Annotated in this window: 15 protein-coding genes; 6 read left to right on the top strand and 9 right to left on the bottom strand. The window is 64.6% G+C overall.

Features of this window, described 5'->3' with window-relative positions:
* Positions 1 to 15 precede the first annotated feature (15 nt).
* Positions 16 to 861: an SPFH/Band 7/PHB domain protein gene (locus H7A12_01080; protein MCP5319421.1), complete on the top strand. Its 846-nt coding sequence runs from the start codon at positions 16 to 18 to the stop codon at positions 859 to 861.
* A gap of 32 nt (positions 862 to 893) precedes the next feature.
* Here the strand turns inward: H7A12_01080 and H7A12_01085 are convergent, their stop codons facing one another.
* Both H7A12_01085 and mobA read right to left on the bottom strand, forming a co-directional pair.
* Positions 894 to 2036, bottom strand: a complete 1143-nt coding sequence (locus tag H7A12_01085; protein MCP5319422.1) for a CoA transferase — start codon at positions 2034 to 2036, stop codon at positions 894 to 896.
* Between the two features lie 41 nt (positions 2037 to 2077).
* Positions 2078 to 2713 (bottom strand): molybdenum cofactor guanylyltransferase, encoded by a 636-nt coding sequence (gene mobA, locus H7A12_01090; GenBank protein ID MCP5319423.1) that lies wholly within the window; start codon positions 2711 to 2713, stop codon positions 2078 to 2080.
* A 137-nt stretch (positions 2714 to 2850) separates the two neighbouring features.
* Here mobA and H7A12_01095 point away from each other — a divergent pair, with 137 nt between their 5' ends.
* Positions 2851 to 3066, top strand: a complete 216-nt coding sequence (locus H7A12_01095; GenBank protein MCP5319424.1) for a hypothetical protein — start codon at positions 2851 to 2853, stop codon at positions 3064 to 3066.
* A gap of 5 nt (positions 3067 to 3071) precedes the next feature.
* On the opposite strand, the gene sohB is transcribed toward H7A12_01095, so the two are convergent.
* The 5 genes from sohB to H7A12_01120 all read right to left on the bottom strand — a co-directional run bounded on the left by sohB (position 3072) and on the right by H7A12_01120 (position 7894).
* Complete coding sequence (gene sohB, locus H7A12_01100; GenBank protein ID MCP5319425.1) at positions 3072 to 4163, bottom strand: protease SohB; 1092 nt, start codon at positions 4161 to 4163, stop codon at positions 3072 to 3074.
* A gap of 27 nt (positions 4164 to 4190) precedes the next feature.
* On the bottom strand, positions 4191 to 5858 hold the full coding sequence (locus H7A12_01105; GenBank protein ID MCP5319426.1) for a hypothetical protein: 1668 nt from the start codon (positions 5856 to 5858) through the stop codon (positions 4191 to 4193).
* 94 nt (positions 5859 to 5952) lie between these two features.
* Positions 5953 to 6666, bottom strand: a complete 714-nt coding sequence (gene dnaQ, locus H7A12_01110; GenBank protein ID MCP5319427.1) for a DNA polymerase III subunit epsilon — start codon at positions 6664 to 6666, stop codon at positions 5953 to 5955.
* 2 nt (positions 6667 to 6668) lie between these two features.
* The gene (gene rnhA / locus H7A12_01115; GenBank protein ID MCP5319428.1) at positions 6669 to 7121 is read right to left on the bottom strand and encodes a ribonuclease HI; all 453 of its coding nucleotides are present in this window, start codon (positions 7119 to 7121) and stop codon (positions 6669 to 6671) included.
* Positions 7122 to 7132: 11 nt separating this feature from the next.
* Entirely contained in the window at positions 7133 to 7894 is a 762-nt protein-coding gene (locus H7A12_01120) for a methyltransferase domain-containing protein (GenBank protein ID MCP5319429.1), read from the bottom strand.
* A gap of 103 nt (positions 7895 to 7997) precedes the next feature.
* On the opposite strand from H7A12_01120, the gene gloB reads away from it, so the two are divergent.
* The 3 genes from gloB (at position 7998) to H7A12_01135 (ending at position 11345) form a co-directional block, all read left to right on the top strand.
* Positions 7998 to 8786, top strand: a complete 789-nt coding sequence (gene gloB / locus H7A12_01125; protein MCP5319430.1) for a hydroxyacylglutathione hydrolase — start codon at positions 7998 to 8000, stop codon at positions 8784 to 8786.
* Positions 8783 to 10441: a LysM peptidoglycan-binding domain-containing protein gene (locus H7A12_01130; protein MCP5319431.1), complete on the top strand. Its 1659-nt coding sequence runs from the start codon at positions 8783 to 8785 to the stop codon at positions 10439 to 10441. The genes gloB and H7A12_01130 overlap by 4 nt, the downstream gene beginning before the upstream one ends.
* A 97-nt stretch (positions 10442 to 10538) precedes the next feature.
* The gene (locus H7A12_01135; protein ID MCP5319432.1) at positions 10539 to 11345 is read left to right on the top strand and encodes a helix-turn-helix transcriptional regulator; all 807 of its coding nucleotides are present in this window, start codon (positions 10539 to 10541) and stop codon (positions 11343 to 11345) included.
* Between the two features lie 18 nt (positions 11346 to 11363).
* Here the strand turns inward: H7A12_01135 and ppsA are convergent, their stop codons facing one another.
* Positions 11364 to 13727: a phosphoenolpyruvate synthase gene (ppsA, locus tag H7A12_01140; protein MCP5319433.1), complete on the bottom strand. Its 2364-nt coding sequence runs from the start codon at positions 13725 to 13727 to the stop codon at positions 11364 to 11366.
* An 87-nt stretch (positions 13728 to 13814) separates the two neighbouring features.
* Here ppsA and H7A12_01145 point away from each other — a divergent pair, with 87 nt between their 5' ends.
* Positions 13815 to 14627 (top strand): kinase/pyrophosphorylase, encoded by an 813-nt coding sequence (locus H7A12_01145; GenBank protein MCP5319434.1) that lies wholly within the window; start codon positions 13815 to 13817, stop codon positions 14625 to 14627.
* A gap of 30 nt (positions 14628 to 14657) precedes the next feature.
* On the opposite strand, the gene meaB is transcribed toward H7A12_01145, so the two are convergent.
* Positions 14658 to 15608, bottom strand: coding sequence for a methylmalonyl Co-A mutase-associated GTPase MeaB (meaB, locus tag H7A12_01150; protein MCP5319435.1), 951 nt, complete (start codon positions 15606 to 15608; stop codon positions 14658 to 14660).
* Positions 15609 to 15618 lie beyond the last annotated feature (10 nt).

Consider the following 15618-nt stretch of genomic DNA (forward strand, 5'->3'; position numbering starts at 1 on the left):
CCCAACGGAGGCAAAATGGAAGGCCTGTACCTGGTAATCGTATTTTTTGCGCTGGTTCTGATCACCATTTCCAAGGGGGCACGGATCGTTCCGCAAGGCAGCAAATGGGTGGTGCAACGCCTTGGCAAGTACCACTGCACCCTGAACCCGGGACTCAGCATCATCGTGCCTTTCGTCGACGTGGTCGCCTACCGCGTCACCACCAAGGATATCGTGCTCGACGTGCCGTCGCAGGACGTGATCACGCGCGACAACGTCGTGATCGTCGTGAACGCGGTCGCCTATATCAACATCGTGCAACCCGAGCGGGCCGTCTACGGCGTCGAGGACTTCCGCATCGCAATCCAGAATCTGGTACAGACCTCGCTGCGGTCCATCATCGGCGAGATGGACCTCGACGATGCACTGTCTTCGCGTGACCAGATCAAGGCGCGACTCAAGGAAGCGATCTCCGACGATATCGCCGACTGGGGCATCACGTTGAAAACGGTGGAGATCCAGGACATCAACCCGTCGCAGCGGATGCAGACCGCGATGGAGGAACAGGCCGCAGCCGAACGCCAGCGCCGCGCCACGGTCTCGCGTGCGGAAGGCAGCAAGACGGCAGCAATTCTGGAGGCTGAAGGCCGGCTGGAAGCATCGCGACGCGATGCGGACGCGCAGGTGTTGCTTGCCCAGGCCAGCCAGCGTGCGATCGAACTGGTCACCGAGGCGGTCAAGGACAACGAGCTGCCTGCGATGTTCCTGCTCGGCGAGCGCTACATCAATTCGATACGCGAGATGGCAGGTTCGCAGAACGGCAAACTGGTGCTGCTTCCGGCCGACCTGCCAGCCGCAATCCGCGGCATGCTGGGCAAGTAGGCATTCGCGTCGATCGAGCGCGGACGCGACTCTCAGTACACCGCCCCGGCGCCGCGCAGCGCCTCGATCTGCCGTGCGTCGTAGCCGATTGCCGCCAGGATCGCGTCGGTGTCGGCACCGATGCGCACTGCCGTCGCCGGTGTGGCCGGCACCGTGCGACTGAAGCGTGGTGCCGGCGCAGGCTGCCATATCCCGTCGTTCTCGAAGAAACCGGCACGCGCCACGGCGTGAGAATGCGTTGCCACTTCGCCCAACGCCAGCACCGGTGCAAAGCAGACGTCGCTACCCTCCATGATCGCGCACCATTCGTCCCGCGTGCGGGAACGGAAGACCGCGGCGAAGCGCTCCTTCAGCGCATCCCAGCGCCGTGCGTCGTGCTGGTGTGGCAACTGCTCATCCGCAAGACCGAGCTTCTCCAGCAACTGTGCATAGAACTGTGGTTCGATCGAACCGATCGAAACGTACTTGCCATCCTTGGTCTCGTAGACGCCGTAGAAATGCGAACCCCCGTCGAGCATGTTGCTGCCGCGCTCGTCGCGCCAGAATCCGGACTGGAATGCACCGTACATCATCGTCATCAGCGCCGATGCGCCATCGACCATCGCCGCATCGACTACCTGCCCCTTGCCGGAAGACTGCGCCTCGAGGATCGCGCAAACGATGCCATAGGCGAGCAGCAGCCCTCCGCCACCAAAATCACCGATCAGGTTCAGCGGCACCACTGGCTTGCCACCCTTCTCGCCGATTGCATGCAACGCACCGGTGAGGGCGATGTAGTTCAGATCGTGACCCGCCGCATGTGCCAGCGGTCCATCCTGGCCCCAACCGGTCATGCGTCCGTACACGAGCCGCGGATTGCGCTGCAGGCACACATCGGGCCCCAGCCCGAGCTTTTCCATTACGCCCGGCCGGTTGCCCTCGAGCATTGCATCGGCCTCGTCGATCAGGCGCAGCACCACATCGACGGCTTGCGGATCCTTGAGGTTCAGCGCGATGCAGCGCTTGCCACGATTGCCGAAATCGAGCTTTTCGTTCTCGGCCATGCTGAGCATGCCGCTTGATGGTCTGGAAACGCGGATCACGTCTGCACCCATATCGGCCAACATCATCGCGGCGAAAGGTCCCGGACCGATGCCTGCGATCTCGACGATTTTTCTGCCGTGCAATGGACCCACGAAGACACCTCTCTGCACACGTTGACGGGGAGCGCGCGAGTCTACCTTCCGCGGCGTTCATCTGCCAGACGCCGCTCGGCCAGTGCGAGCTCCTCCGGGGTGTTGATGTTGAAGAACGGATCTTCATCGCTCGCCGACCAGTCGACACACACGTGGGGCAGTCCCCGCAGGAACGCACCCACGCCTCGCTGCGCACCTTCGAGCAGTGCCGTGCGCAAGCGCGTCGCAACGACAACCGACCACAACGCAAATACGGGCTGCATTCGACCGTCGGCTGCAGCCACTGCCACCGGCGCTCCGCACCGCTCCGCTTCCATCAGCAACCGCGACACCAGGTTCCGCGGGAACCAGGGTGAATCACAAGGGAAGCTTGCCATCCAGCACAGATCCGGACGGTGTTCGCGCAGGAATTCGAGCCCTGCCAGAACGCCTGCGAGTGGACCCGGGTAGCCGGGAACCGGATCAGGGAGAACCGTCGCGGCGGGCACCGGCAGCCCGCCGGGATCATCGTTGTAATTCAGCAGCAGCACACCAACCTGCCCTGCGGCACGCTCCCACACGCATTCGAGCAGCGTGCGATCCCCGAGGCGACGCAGGCTCTTGCCGCCCTCACCCATGCGACTGCCACGCCCGCCGGCAAGCACGATACCCGCCACTCGTCTGCCTTCGTCCATCATCGACACTCCCGAAGCCGCGTGTGCCATCTTCCTGCACCCGTAGCGCCGCACGCACGACACGAGCAATTTCTCAGACGCGTTGACTTCCACTGGACGTGCGCGTTCAACTGGGCACGATTTCCAGGGAGGGAGATCCCATGCGCCAGACCCTGTTGATATTCGCCACGATCCTGGCATTGGCGCCAGCTTCCGGCATGTGTGCAGGCACTACCCGTGACGACTGTGCCCGCCTGGAGCGCCAGCGCGAGCAGATCGTGCAGCAACTGCGCCGACCACACTCGGTCAGCCAGGCGAACCGTCTGCACGCACGTCTGCGCGAAGTGCGCTCACGCATTGCACACGGTTGCCGTTAGTCGCTTCAGCGCGTGAGTCGACCCGGCTCCGACAACCCGTCCAGAGCCTGCTCGACACCGCGTCGGACCGTGCCCTCGATCGCGAGACCGAGCCGCTCGCCAATGGCGCGGCGCTCCACATAGCGCAGCTCCAGCACGTCGGATTCGCGTGCGGCGTCCTGCAACAGGGCATCACTGGTTCCCAGCGTATCGACCAGACCAAGGCCCTGCGCGCGTTCGCCGAACCAGACCTCGCCGGTGGCCACTGCGGCAACGTCGAGCCCCGGACGATAGCGCTGCACGAATTCGCGGAACAACGCGTGAGTGTCTTCGAGCTCCTCGGCGAACTTCTGCCGGGCGGTGTCGGTATTGCGGCCAAATACGGTCAACGTGCGCTTGTACTGTCCGGCGGTGAGCAATTCGTAATCGATGTCGTGTTTCTTCAGCAGACGGTGGAAATTCGGTATCTGTGCAAGCACACCAATGCTCCCCACCATGGCAAACGGGGCGGCCACGATGCGATCGGCAACACAGGCCATCAGGTAGCCACCACTTGCAGCCACCTTGTCCACGCATACGGTGAGCGGGATGCCGCGCTCGCGGATGCGCGTCAGCTGGGCAGCCGCAAGGCCATACGCATGGACCATGCCGCCGCTGCTCTCCAGGCGCACCACGACACTGTCCTCGGGCTCCGCGAGTGTCAGCAACGCACTGATCTCCTCGCGCAGGTTGCGCACCGCGTGAGCTCGGATGTCACCGTGAAAACCGAGCACGAACACACGCCGTGGCGTCTTGTCGGCCGCAGCACCCGTCGCCGCGGCATCAGCAGTCGTGATGTCCGTGGCAGCGCGCCCACGGCGCGCCTTTCCCGCCTTGCGTTCGGCCTTGCGCCAGCGCTTGTATTCGCGCTCATCGAGCGCTGCGGCATGCAGCGCATCGCGCATCGCATCGAAGCGATGATTGAGCTTGCGAACCTCGATATGACCGTCCTCGCCGCGACCGCGGGCGCGCACGACGGCTCCGGCCACACCGAGTGCTGCGATCAGAACCGCGACCAGGACGGTCAGCGTCTTGGCCAGAAACAGACCGTATTCCGTCATGAACTCCCACACATGCATCGCCTCGTGATCATGGCGCGCGGCAGCCTAGCACATACCGCCACCTGCTACCGCGATCGGCGCTGCATGGTCACGGTGCAGCGAGGGCACACGCGCCAGCTCGAGGATCCTGCGATCGGGTACATCCCCCGCCTGCAGCGATGCGATGCAATATTCGAGTGCGATCAGAACGTCCGCGAGGTGCTCGCCGGTTGCCGCGTCGTGCGCGCCCAGCCCGGCAGCAGGCTCACCGAGCAAATCGCACGCCCGCTCCGCGATCGACGCCACGTCCGGCTCGGCAAGCATTCGCAACGCGCCCCGCACCTGCTCGAACCCCTGGCGCACGCTTGCCGGTGGACGGTCTGCACCGCCGGCATCGACGACGGCAGCGAGTTCGCGCTTGGCGGATTCGAGGTGTTCGCGAATCTGCGCCAGCGTCATGCTGCGTGCCTGTGCCAGCGTATCACCGGTGAATGCGGCCGCGACCGACGCATTCCCGATCCCCCGTGCGCGCGCGAAGTCGTCCAATGCAACCTCTGCCTCGACCACCGCATCGGCCATGCGCTGCAGCTCCTCGACGGACGCTTCGACACCCGTCCCGATGCAGTGCTCGATCTGCACGGACTGCAGTTCCAGACGCGTGGCCACCTCTGCGAGACCGCCTGCCGTCAGTGCCTGCACCGCACGCTGCAGAGCTGCGTTCACCTCTGCCAGAACTTCCGTGCCGGCCCCGGATCCGGGCGTCGTGGCATCGAGTGCACGGCGTACCCTGCGGAACTCCTCATGTACTGCAGCGATCGTTGCAGCAGCGTCGTCGTCCGGCACTCCGAGCAGTCGCCGGCGCTCGCGCGCGAGCGTTGCATCATCCGGCAGTATCGACACGAGATGCGCCAGACTGCGAATTTCGTCGACACGCTGACCACCGTCGATGCGTGTCACCAGCGACAGCAGCACACTGCGCTGCTCCGGATGAAGCGCCGCTCCACGCTGCGTCGGGTCACGCGTCCACGCACGCAGCCAGCCATCTCCGGTGCGCAGTACGCGGATGCGCTCCGGCGTTGCTCGCAAGGCACCGTTCGCAAAGCCTTCGAGCACACCACCGAGCAGCCACCAGCGCTCACCTGCCTCACTGCCGCCCGCAAGCTCCAGCATGCGGTCGCTCGCACGCCGCATCATGTGTACATGTACCGGATCGAAACGCCCGCGCACGACTGCCAGCAGTCCGAGTTGATACAGATGGCGCAAGCGTCGTGGCAGCTCCGCATCCGGCTGTGCCGACGGCTCGCGCGCCGGGCAGTGGCAGCCAGGCAGGCCCAGGGCCGGCAAGAAGCTTGCATCCGACAGCGGCTCGAGTCGGCCTGCCATGCGCAGCGCGTCATGCTCCGGACGCAGCAACTCGGGGCGTGGTTCACGCCGTGTACAGACGTATGCGGGATAGCGCATCAGAACCTGAAATGCTGCCTCGAGCAGGTTCTCGTGCCCAGGGGCAATCCGTTCCTCACCGAGGGTCAGCCCCATATCACGGGCAAGCTGCGCCGCATCGTGCAGTTCCAGCATGCGCAGCACGCCGTCGGCCTGACGCAGCAGCGTTGCGCACTGCTCACGCGCATCCGCATCATCCTGCCAGGAGCGCCGGCAACACTCGTACGCCGTATCGATCAGACGTTCGAGTTCCGGGCGCGCAATCTCCAGCGACGCGATGCTGACTCGGGACACCGGGGGACCTCCGTGGACGATGCGCGAGGCGCGCTGCAGACCCTGTTCCGCGATGCGCCGTTGCCCGATCCAGTATAGACGCCCACAGCAACCATCACTCCTGCCAGAGGCACTTGCCTCCACTCGCCTTGGCGATCTCCTGCAGGCGCTGGTGGTGTGCCGCGACTTCCTCGGCATTGGCCGCCAGCACACGCATGCGCGGCCGCCCCGCCGACAGACGACGTATCTGTGCCACTTGCGTGCTCCCGTCCACCAGGGTCTGTGCATCACCACCAAGCTCGAGTGCGGTCTGTCCTCCCGTCATGCCGAGGTAGACGTCGGCAAGGATCTCCGCATCGAGCAATGCACCGTGCAGTTCACGCTGCGAGTTGTCGACGAAGTAACGCTTGCACAGCGCATCGAGACTGTTGCGTTGGCCCGGATGGCGCGCACGCGCCAGCACCAGCGTGTCGGTATGCGTGCAGTAATCCGCCATGCGCCCACGGTCTTCACCGAGCGACGCGAGTTCGGCGTCGAGAAATGCGAGATCGAACGGGGCGTTATGGATGATCAGCTCTGCACCACGCACGAAGGCCAGAAACTCGTCTGCCACCTGGGCGAATGCCGGCTTGTCCGCGAGGAACACATCGGTCAGTCCGTGCACCTCGACAGCGCCCTCGTCCACCGGACGGCCCGGGTTGAGATAGCAGTGAAATCGCCTTCCGGTGAGACGCCGGTCCAGCATCTCGACGCAACCGATCTCCACCACACGATGCCCCTGCGCTGGTTCGAGCCCCGTCGTTTCGGTATCGAGGACGATCTGACGCATCGCTATGCTCTCCCCTTGTCGAACGCGAGTTCATCGATACCCCGATTGGCGAGACGGTCTGCGCGCTCGTTGCCGTCGTGACCGCTATGGCCCCGCACCCAGTGCCAACGCACCTGGTGGCGCGCCGCCTCTCGCTCCAGTGCCTGCCAGAGTTCGACGTTCTTCACCGGCTTGCGGTCGGCGGTGCGCCAACCGCGACGCTTCCAGTTCGCCATCCACCGGGTCACACCGTCGCGCAGGTATTGGGAATCGGTGTACAGGTCGACATCGCACGGCTCGCGCAGCGCGCCCAGTGCGCGAATCGCTGCAGTCAGTTCCATCCGGTTGTTCGTGGTGAGCACTTCCCCGCCGTACAATTCCCGCTCGCTCTCACCGTAGCGCAGCAGCGCCCCCCAGCCACCCGGACCCGGATTGCCGCGACACGCACCGTCGGTGAACACTTCGACCTGCTTCATCCGGTACGGGTTCAGTGCAAGGTCGTGTCACGCACGCTCGGTGAGGCGAGCGGCAGCGCAGCGAGTCGCGGGCGGATCACCCGGCGCACAGGACGCACCGGCGTCAGCGAGCCGAGTTGTTTGCGAGCATGAATCATGTAGATCGCGCCCGCCGGGAGCTCCAGACGAGCGGCCAGACGATCGGCGCCAGCGAGTCGGGCCAGTGTAGGTGCGTGGTCGAACGGAGGTATGTGCATCCGATACTGCACATCCTCGACTGCGAAGCCGAGCAGTGCGAGCCAGTCCTTCACGCGCCGCACCGCGAGCGTCGCTCCGTGCCAGACCGGCCGTGCCGCAACCCGACGTGCGAGCCCCGCACGCAAGCCGAACAGACTCCACGGATTGAAGCCGAGCACGAGCAGGTGCCCGTGCGGCACCACTACCCGTGCCGTCTCGCGCAATAACTGGTGCGGCTGCGCGCTGTATTCGAGTACATGGTGCAGCAGCGCCACATCGACACTATCAGCGTCGATGGGGAGTCGCTCCAGTTCGGCACAGGCGCTGACTGCACGCGCTGCAGGCGAGCGTGCGAGCACAAAGCGATGACGGATCATGCTGCTGTCACAGAGTCGCAATCGATCACTGATGCCGAGTTGCATCAAGTGGAAACCGTACAGTTGCGGCAGGCGCACATCCAGAAGCTCGCGTTCCGTGGCGAGCACACGCGCGCCGAGCGCACTGTCGAACCAGTCGGCGAGGAGGGCATTCTCGTCGTCACGCTGTTCTTCTGGCATTGGCGATCCGGCCTGCGTGATCCATGTGGAACCGTGAATCCGGGTTGGTAATACGGGACAGGCACTATATCATGCCCGGCCCGGACCCCGGATTCATGCCGCCATGCTCGCAGCACATCCGTTGCCGGCGTTTGCCGACAACTACATCTGGCTGATCGAAGACGGACACGGTCGCGCCGTCATCGTCGATCCCGGCGACGCCGCTCCGGCGATTGCCGCACTGCAGGAACGCCATCTCGCACTTGCGGCGATTCTCGTGACACACCACCACGCCGATCATGTTGGTGGGGTCGACGATTTGCGCTCCTGCTATGCGAACGTCCCGGTCTACGGTCCTCGCGAATCTCCCGCGACGTGCGTGACCGGACCACTCGGAGATGGTGCCACGATCGACGTGCTCGGCTCGCCAGCGACGGTGATCACCGTGCCAGGACATACGCTCGATCACATCGCGTACTTCATTCCCGGCAATGCGACGATGGCACCGCTGCTGTTCTGCGGCGACGCCCTGTTCGCCTGCGGCTGCGGGCGGATCTTCGAAGGCGACGCCCGCATGATGTACGCATCCCTGCAACGTCTGGCGGCGCTTCCGGCAGATTCTCGCGTGTTCTGTGCGCACGAGTACACGCTGGGCAACATCGACTTCGCGCTTGCCGTGGAGCCCGACAACGCACGACTGCAAAATCGCAGCGAAACAGACCGCGCCGCACGCGCTCGCGGTGAACCCACCGTACCCTCCACACTCGCGCTCGAGCTTGCGACCAACCCGTTCCTGCGCGCCCACACGGCAGGGGTGCGTGGTGCCGCAGCCACACACGCCGGTCGGGAACTCACGGGCGATCCGGATGTCTTTGCAGTGATCCGTTCCTGGAAGGACGTATTTCGCGGATGATCCAGACCCGTCTGGTCGTAGCCCGCCACTTGCGGCGGCTGCTTCCCATCGCAGTCGCATCGGTGCTGAGCACCGGATGTGCTCAGCGCGTTGCGCTGCACCTGCCGGGAACCCCGGAAGGCATGCGCGAACGCACCAGCGTCTACGACCAGCTTGGCTATTGGCCGGTACAGGAAGACGCAGCCGACGACGGCATGCGCTGTGTGCCCGAGTCACTGCTGGGTACCTACGCCGCAGAGGCACAGGGAGACCGGGATCTCTGGGCACGCGTGCGAGCGGGTTACGGACTCGGCGGTGATGTCGACAACGGACGCATCGATCTTTACATCGATTCCTTCGCGTACCGGCAGCGATTGTTCGACCATCTGGAAGCGCGCGCTTCCCCGTATCTGCACTATGTGGTCGGCGAACTCGAAAAACGCAACATGCCGCTCGAAATCGCGCTGCTGCCGGTGATCGAGAGCGGCTATAACCCGAATGCCGTCAGCCCCGGCCGAGCGGCAGGACTGTGGCAGATCACACCAGGCACCGGTGCGCGCCTCGGCCTGCAGCAAAGTGGTCACTACGACGGGCGCAAGGATGTGGTCGCGTCGACGGACGCCGCTCTCGACTATCTCGAAGAACTGCACAAGCGCTTCGACGGTGACTGGTATCTCGCGCTGGCCGCCTACAACACCGGCGAGGGCAACGTGCAACGTGCGATCGAGCGCAACCGTCGTCTCGGCAAACCCACCGACTACTGGTCCCTGCCGCTATCGGCGCAAGCGTGCAATTACGTGCCACAACTGATCGCGTTGTCGCGTGTGCTCGAATCACCCGAACAACACGGCGTCGCACTGTCCGCACTGCCGGACTCCGCTTCCTGGGTTCCGGTCGAGGTCGGAGCACGGATCGATCTCAATCGTGTGGCATCGCGTGCCGGCATCGACGCGCAGGAACTGCGCGGTGTCAATCCGGCGTACGGACGCGGCATCACGCCGGCGCAGTCCAGCAACTCCGTACTGGTTCCGGCTGAGGACCGCGACCGGTTCGTCGCAGCTCTCGCGCACGCACCCGCGAACGCGCCGGCGCAGAGGCAGGGCGAACGCTATCGCGTTCGCAAGGGCGACACGCTGCTCGCGATCGCCCGTTTGCACAGGACGAGCGTCGATGCGCTGCGTGCAATCAATGGGTCGAACGGCGACGAGCTCAGGGAAGGCCAGTGGTTGCTGTTGCCGGATGATGCGGTTCTGCCGCGTCGCCAGTTCGCGACCAGCGAGACTCTGGCCCTGAAGGAACAGGGTATCTACACGGTGCGCGCCGGTGACACGCTGTCGGGCATTGCCAGTCGCTTCGGCGTGCCCACCGCCGAACTGGTGGCGCTGAACCGTATCGACACACGCATGACCTTGCGTGTCGGACAGAAATTGCGGGTGCGCGGCGGCAACGATCCTGCCGTGGCAGTGGCAGCGGGCGCCTCCTCGACCGCGTCAGCGCAGCGCTACACCGTCCGTGCGGGCGACTCGATCGCACGTATCGCGACGCGCTTCGGTGTCCGCGTGGCCGACCTGCTCGCGTGGAACCGTATCGATCGGTCGCGCCCGCTGATCCACCCTGGCCAGATCCTTGTGCTGCATCCGCCAAAACCCGTCGCACGCGTTGCACGCACACGCTGAGCAGTTACACGCGCTCACGCCTCGGCATTGATCTACACTCACGCAAGCACCGGTGCACAATCGGCAACGAACCCGGATCGAGCGCGGAGACACCAGCATGAAGGGCAGCAGCCGGGGCCGGAAAAGGATCCGGCCCCGCAGTGTGCGCAAACCGCAACCCGCCCGCACGCAGCCCGCTCCTCCCGAGGAGCCGGCTCGTGGCGAGTCGGCACTCGGCAGCCTGCTCGGCAGCCTGGGTGGATTGACGACCGACCTGACCAGTTCGGCCTGGCGTCTCGCGTCACGCACCCGCGACAGCGCTGCCCGTGTCATCGCACGTACGCCGGAGCAGTTGCGCATGATGGCAAGGGCTGGTGAATCGCTGCGCGACATACGCAAAGTTGCCGGCATGACGGCAACCGAAATCAGTGCGGCGCTGAACCTGCGCGACAAGAACGCCTGGGAGGCGATCGAGAGCGGACGCGAAGTCATTTCCTTCGAACTGATCCTGCGACTCGCTTCGCTGGTTGCACGCAATGATCCGCTGCCGTTCGTGTTGAAGTACACGCGTACCTATCACCCACGGCTGTGGGAAATCCTGCACGAATTGAAGATCGACAGGTTGCCGTTGCAGTTCGAGCGCGAACGCAACTTCATCAATATCTATCGCCGTCACGACGCAGCGCGCACGCTTTCCGACGCAAACTTCGACCACGTGCTGCAGTTCACCCGGCAGGCCTTCGATCTCGCGATGCAATTCATCTTGCGAGCCGATCAGCCTGCGTCGGCAGAGTCACCGGACAGTGACGACGAGGCCCGCGACGACAGCGAGTCCATCGAGGACGACGAACACCCGCGTCCCGCTGCACGGCGCGCACCAATGCGCAAGCGCCGCAGCACCGCACGTCGCCCCTCACGTGGCTGAGTCGCTTCCCCTTGCTGGCTAATGCAGCGTCGCGAGCCGTTGCCAGCTGTCGACGACCACATCCGGGTTCAGCGACATGCTCTGGATCCCCTGTTCGACCAGCCACGCAGCCAGATCCGGGTGGTCTGACGGTCCTTGCCCGCAGATGCCGATGTAGCGCCGGTGGCGATTGCAGGCATCGATGGCGAATTTCAGCAGCATTTTCACCGCCTCGTCGCGTTCGTCGAAGATTCCTGCCACCAACCCGGAATCCCGGTCCAGCCCGAGCGTCAGCTGCGTGAGGTCGTTGGAGCCGATCGAGAAGCCGTCGAAATGTTCCAGGAAACGCTCGGCAAGCAGGGCGTTGCTCGGGATCTCGCACATCATGATCACGCGCAACCCGTTCTCGCCGCGCCGCAACCCGTTCGCTGCCAGCAGCTCCACTACCGCACTTGCCTCGGCCACGGTACGCACGAAAGGCACCATGACTTCCACGTTGTCGAGCCCCATCTCGTCACGGATGTAGCGCAACGCGCGACATTCGAGTTCGAAACAGTCGCGGAACCCTGCGTCGATATAGCGTGAGGCACCGCGGAAACCGAGCATCGGATTTTCCTCGACCGGCTCGTAACGCTGCCCTCCGACCAGATGCGCGTATTCGTTCGACTTGAAGTCGGACAGACGCACGATCACCGGCTTCGGATGGAAGGCAGCAGCGATGGTCGCGACACCTTCGCTCAGCTTCGCCACGAAGTACTCGGTCGGTGACGTGTAACCGCGGATGCGTCGCGCCACCGCATCACGCAGTTCGCCGTCCAGACGGTCGAATTCGAGCAGTGCCTTCGGGTGCACGCCGATCATGCGGTTGATGATGAATTCGAGTCGGGCAAGCCCGACTCCGTCGTTCGGCAACTGGCAGAAATCGAACGCACGGTCGGGATTCCCGACGTTCATCATCAGTTTGAACGGCAACGGCGGCATCACGCTCACATCGTCACTGGCGACCTCGTAGTCGAGCCGGCCCGCATAGACGTGTCCCTGTTCGCCTTCGGCGCACGAAACCGTGACCACCTGCCCGTCCGGAATCGTCTCGGTTGCATTGCCACAGCCGACCACCGCCGGAATGCCGAGTTCGCGTGCGATGATCGCCGCGTGACAGGTACGCCCGCCGCGATTGGTGACCACGGCAGCTGCGCGCTTCATGATCGGTTCCCAGTCCGGGTCGGTCATGTCGGTGACCAGCACGTCACCCTCGCGCACCTGCTCCATCGCGGCAACGTCACGAATCACGCGCACCACTCCCGAGCCGATACGATGCCCGATCGCCCGTCCTTCGCACAGCAGCTTGCCTTTCTCACGCAGCAGATAGCGCTCGACGCGGCCCGGGCGTTGCTGGCTGCGCACCGTTTCCGGGCGTGCCTGCAGCACGTAGAGACGACCGTCGTCACCATCACGGGCCCACTCGATGTCCATTGCACGCCCGTAATGCGCCTCGATGCGCATCGCGATGCGACCGAGTTCCAGCACCTCGTCGTCGGAAATGCAGAACCGGTGCTGCAACTCCTCCGGAACCGTCTCGGTGACCGTGGTTGCACCGACTGCAGCATCCTGCGTGTACACCATGCGCAGCTTCTTGTCGCCCAGGTTGCGCCGTACGATCGCGTCCTTGCCGCGTTGCAGCGTCTCCTTGAACACATAGAACTCGTCGGGGTTGACCGCTCCCTGCACCACGGTTTCCCCGAGTCCATAGGCCGCGGTGATGAATACGACACCGTTGAAGCCAGACTCCGTATCGAGCGTGAACATCACGCCACTGGCACCGGTTTCGCTGCGCACCATGCGCTGGATTCCGGCTGACAGCGCCACCTGCGCGTGATCGAAACCCTTGTGCACGCGATAGGCGATCGCGCGGTCGTTGAACAGCGAGGCGAACACTTCGTGGATGGCTTCGACCACGCGGTCGAGTCCGCGGATATTCAGATACGTTTCCTGCTGACCGGCGAACGACGCATCGGGCAGATCCTCCGCAGTCGCCGAGGATCGCACCGCAACCGCCACTTCACGGCCCTCCCCGAGTCGGGCGTAGGCGGTTTCGACCTCCGCCCGCAGTGCCTGCGACAAGGGAGCAGCACGAATCCAGCCACGGATCTCGGCACCGGCACGTGCGAGTTCCGCGACATCATCGACGTCCAGTACGGCCAGGCGCTCGGCGATCCGCCGATCGAGTCCGTCCTGTGCCAGGAATTCCCGGTACGCATCGGCAGTGGTCGCAAAGCCGTCGGGAACGCGCACATCGGCGTGCGCGAGCGAGCTGATCATCTCCCCGAGCGAGGCATTCTTGCCCCCCACCCGTGCCACATCGCCCATTCCCAGTTCGTCGAACCAGACCAGATGCCGTGTCATGCTGTACTTGCCTCCCTGAACAAGATCCCGATCACCGCGGGCCGCTAACATGGCAGAATCTGCCTTGCGAGTCACCCGGACAACACCATGAAAAGAACCGCTTTCTTCATCTCCGATGGCACCGGCATCACGGCCGAGACGCTCGGCGAGGCGCTGCTGGCGCAGTTCGAGGGCGTCGCCTTCGACTTCGTGCGCCTGCCCTATGTGGACACCGAAGAGCGCGCCCATAACGCGGTTGCGCGCATCGACGCCATCGCAGCTCGCGACGGCGAGCGCCCGATCGTATTCGACACCGTGATCGACCAGCGCCTGCGCCAGATCATCGCTTCTTCGCGGGGTGCGATGTTCGACATCTTTTCGACCTTTCTGGCCCCGCTCGAACAGGCGCTCGGTGCGCCGTCCACGTTCACGGTCGGGCGCGTGCATGACCCGCAGAGCAACATCTATCACGCACGCATCGAGGCCGTGCACTACGCGATGGCGAACGACGACGGCGCCAGCGGCAGCGACTATGCGAAGGCCGATGTGATCATGGTCGGCGTGTCACGCAGCGGCAAGACCCCGTCGTGCATCTACCTGGCAATGCAGTTCGGCGTGCACGCAGCCAACTATCCGATCACCGACGATGACCTGCAATCCATGCGCCTGCCCCCGGTGTTGACGCGCTATCAGGAACGGCTGTTCGGACTCACGATCGACCCGCCTCGCCTCGCCGAAATCCGCGAACAGCGCCGCCCCCGGAGTCGTTACGCTTCACTGCGCCAGTGCGAGGACGAGGTGCGCCAGTGCGAGGCCATGCTGCGCCGCCACCGCATCCCCTACCTGAATTCGACCCGCATGTCGGTCGAGGAAATCGCAACCCGGATCATGATGGAAAAGGAGTTGCGCGGTCGCAAGTGAGGCGATGGGCAGGCACCGTCGGCGCCCGCGTCAGGCACTGCCCAGCAGCCGCACGGCAGCCGCGTACGGTGTCATTTCGCCCCGCACCACGCGCTCCTCGAGGCGCGGCAGTTCATCGCGTACACGCGGGTCGGTGCGAAAGCGCTGCTCGAGCAGCTCGCTGATCAGCCGGCGCAGCCACTGCGCGTTCTGCAGTGCGCGATTGCGTTGCAGTTCCCCGCTCGCCTCGGCACCGCCGCGGTACTCTTCGATCATTTTCCAGACTTCCGTGATGCCCCGGTTCTCGGTCGCGGAACAGGTCAGCACGCGCGGCACCCAGAATCCGCTGTGCGAGAGCAGGTTCATCGCGTTCTGGTAGTGGCGACGCGTGCGCTGGGCAAGCCCGACGCTCTCGCCATCGGCCTTGTTCACGACCAGCGCATCGGCGAGCTCCATGATCCCGCGCTTGATTCCCTGCAACTCGTCACCGGCGTTCGGCAGCATCAGCACCAGGAAGAAGTCGACCATCGCAGCGACCTCGTACTCGGACTGGCCCACACCCACGGTCTCCACGAGGATGACGTCGTATCCCGCTGCCTCGCAAAGCAGCATCGTCTCGCGCGTCTTGTGGGCCACACCACCCAGAGCTCCCTGCGACGGGGATGGACGGATGAACGCTGCCTCTTCGCGCGCCAGGGTCTCCATGCGCGTCTTGTCGCCGAGGATGCTGCCACCGGCCACCGGTGAGCTCGGGTCCACCGCCAGTACCGCGACGCGATGGCCACCGCGAACGAGTTCCATGCCGAATGCTTCGATGAAGGTCGACTTGCCCACGCCAGGAATGCCGCTGATGCCGATACGGATGCTTTGCCCGGTGTATGGCAGCAGACGTTCGAGCAGGTCCTGGGCTGCGGCCCGGTCGTCCTGCCGCGAACTCTCGATCAGCGTAATCGCCTTGGCAAGCGCCCGCCGCTGGCCGCTGCGCAGTGCATCTACGTCGATACCCGCCACG

This window comes from Pseudomonadales bacterium, assembly GCA_024234165.1.
Taxonomy (GTDB): domain Bacteria; phylum Pseudomonadota; class Gammaproteobacteria; order Pseudomonadales; family UBA5518; genus UBA5518.

Coding starts and splice junctions, on each gene's coding strand:
- ppsA (MCP5319433.1), bottom strand. CDS start 13,727: ATGACACGGCATCTGGTCTGGTTCGACGAACTGGGAATGGGCGATGTG.
- H7A12_01135 (MCP5319432.1), top strand. CDS start 10,539: ATGAAGGGCAGCAGCCGGGGCCGGAAAAGGATCCGGCCCCGCAGTGTG.
- H7A12_01120 (MCP5319429.1), bottom strand. CDS start 7,894: ATGCCAGAAGAACAGCGTGACGACGAGAATGCCCTCCTCGCCGACTGG.
- rnhA (MCP5319428.1), bottom strand. CDS start 7,121: ATGAAGCAGGTCGAAGTGTTCACCGACGGTGCGTGTCGCGGCAATCCG.
- H7A12_01095 (MCP5319424.1), top strand. CDS start 2,851: ATGCGCCAGACCCTGTTGATATTCGCCACGATCCTGGCATTGGCGCCA.
- dnaQ (MCP5319427.1), bottom strand. CDS start 6,666: ATGCGTCAGATCGTCCTCGATACCGAAACGACGGGGCTCGAACCAGCG.
- H7A12_01130 (MCP5319431.1), top strand. CDS start 8,783: ATGATCCAGACCCGTCTGGTCGTAGCCCGCCACTTGCGGCGGCTGCTT.
- gloB (MCP5319430.1), top strand. CDS start 7,998: ATGCTCGCAGCACATCCGTTGCCGGCGTTTGCCGACAACTACATCTGG.
- mobA (MCP5319423.1), bottom strand. CDS start 2,713: ATGATGGACGAAGGCAGACGAGTGGCGGGTATCGTGCTTGCCGGCGGG.
- H7A12_01080 (MCP5319421.1), top strand. CDS start 16: ATGGAAGGCCTGTACCTGGTAATCGTATTTTTTGCGCTGGTTCTGATC.
- sohB (MCP5319425.1), bottom strand. CDS start 4,163: ATGCATGTGTGGGAGTTCATGACGGAATACGGTCTGTTTCTGGCCAAG.
- H7A12_01145 (MCP5319434.1), top strand. CDS start 13,815: ATGAAAAGAACCGCTTTCTTCATCTCCGATGGCACCGGCATCACGGCC.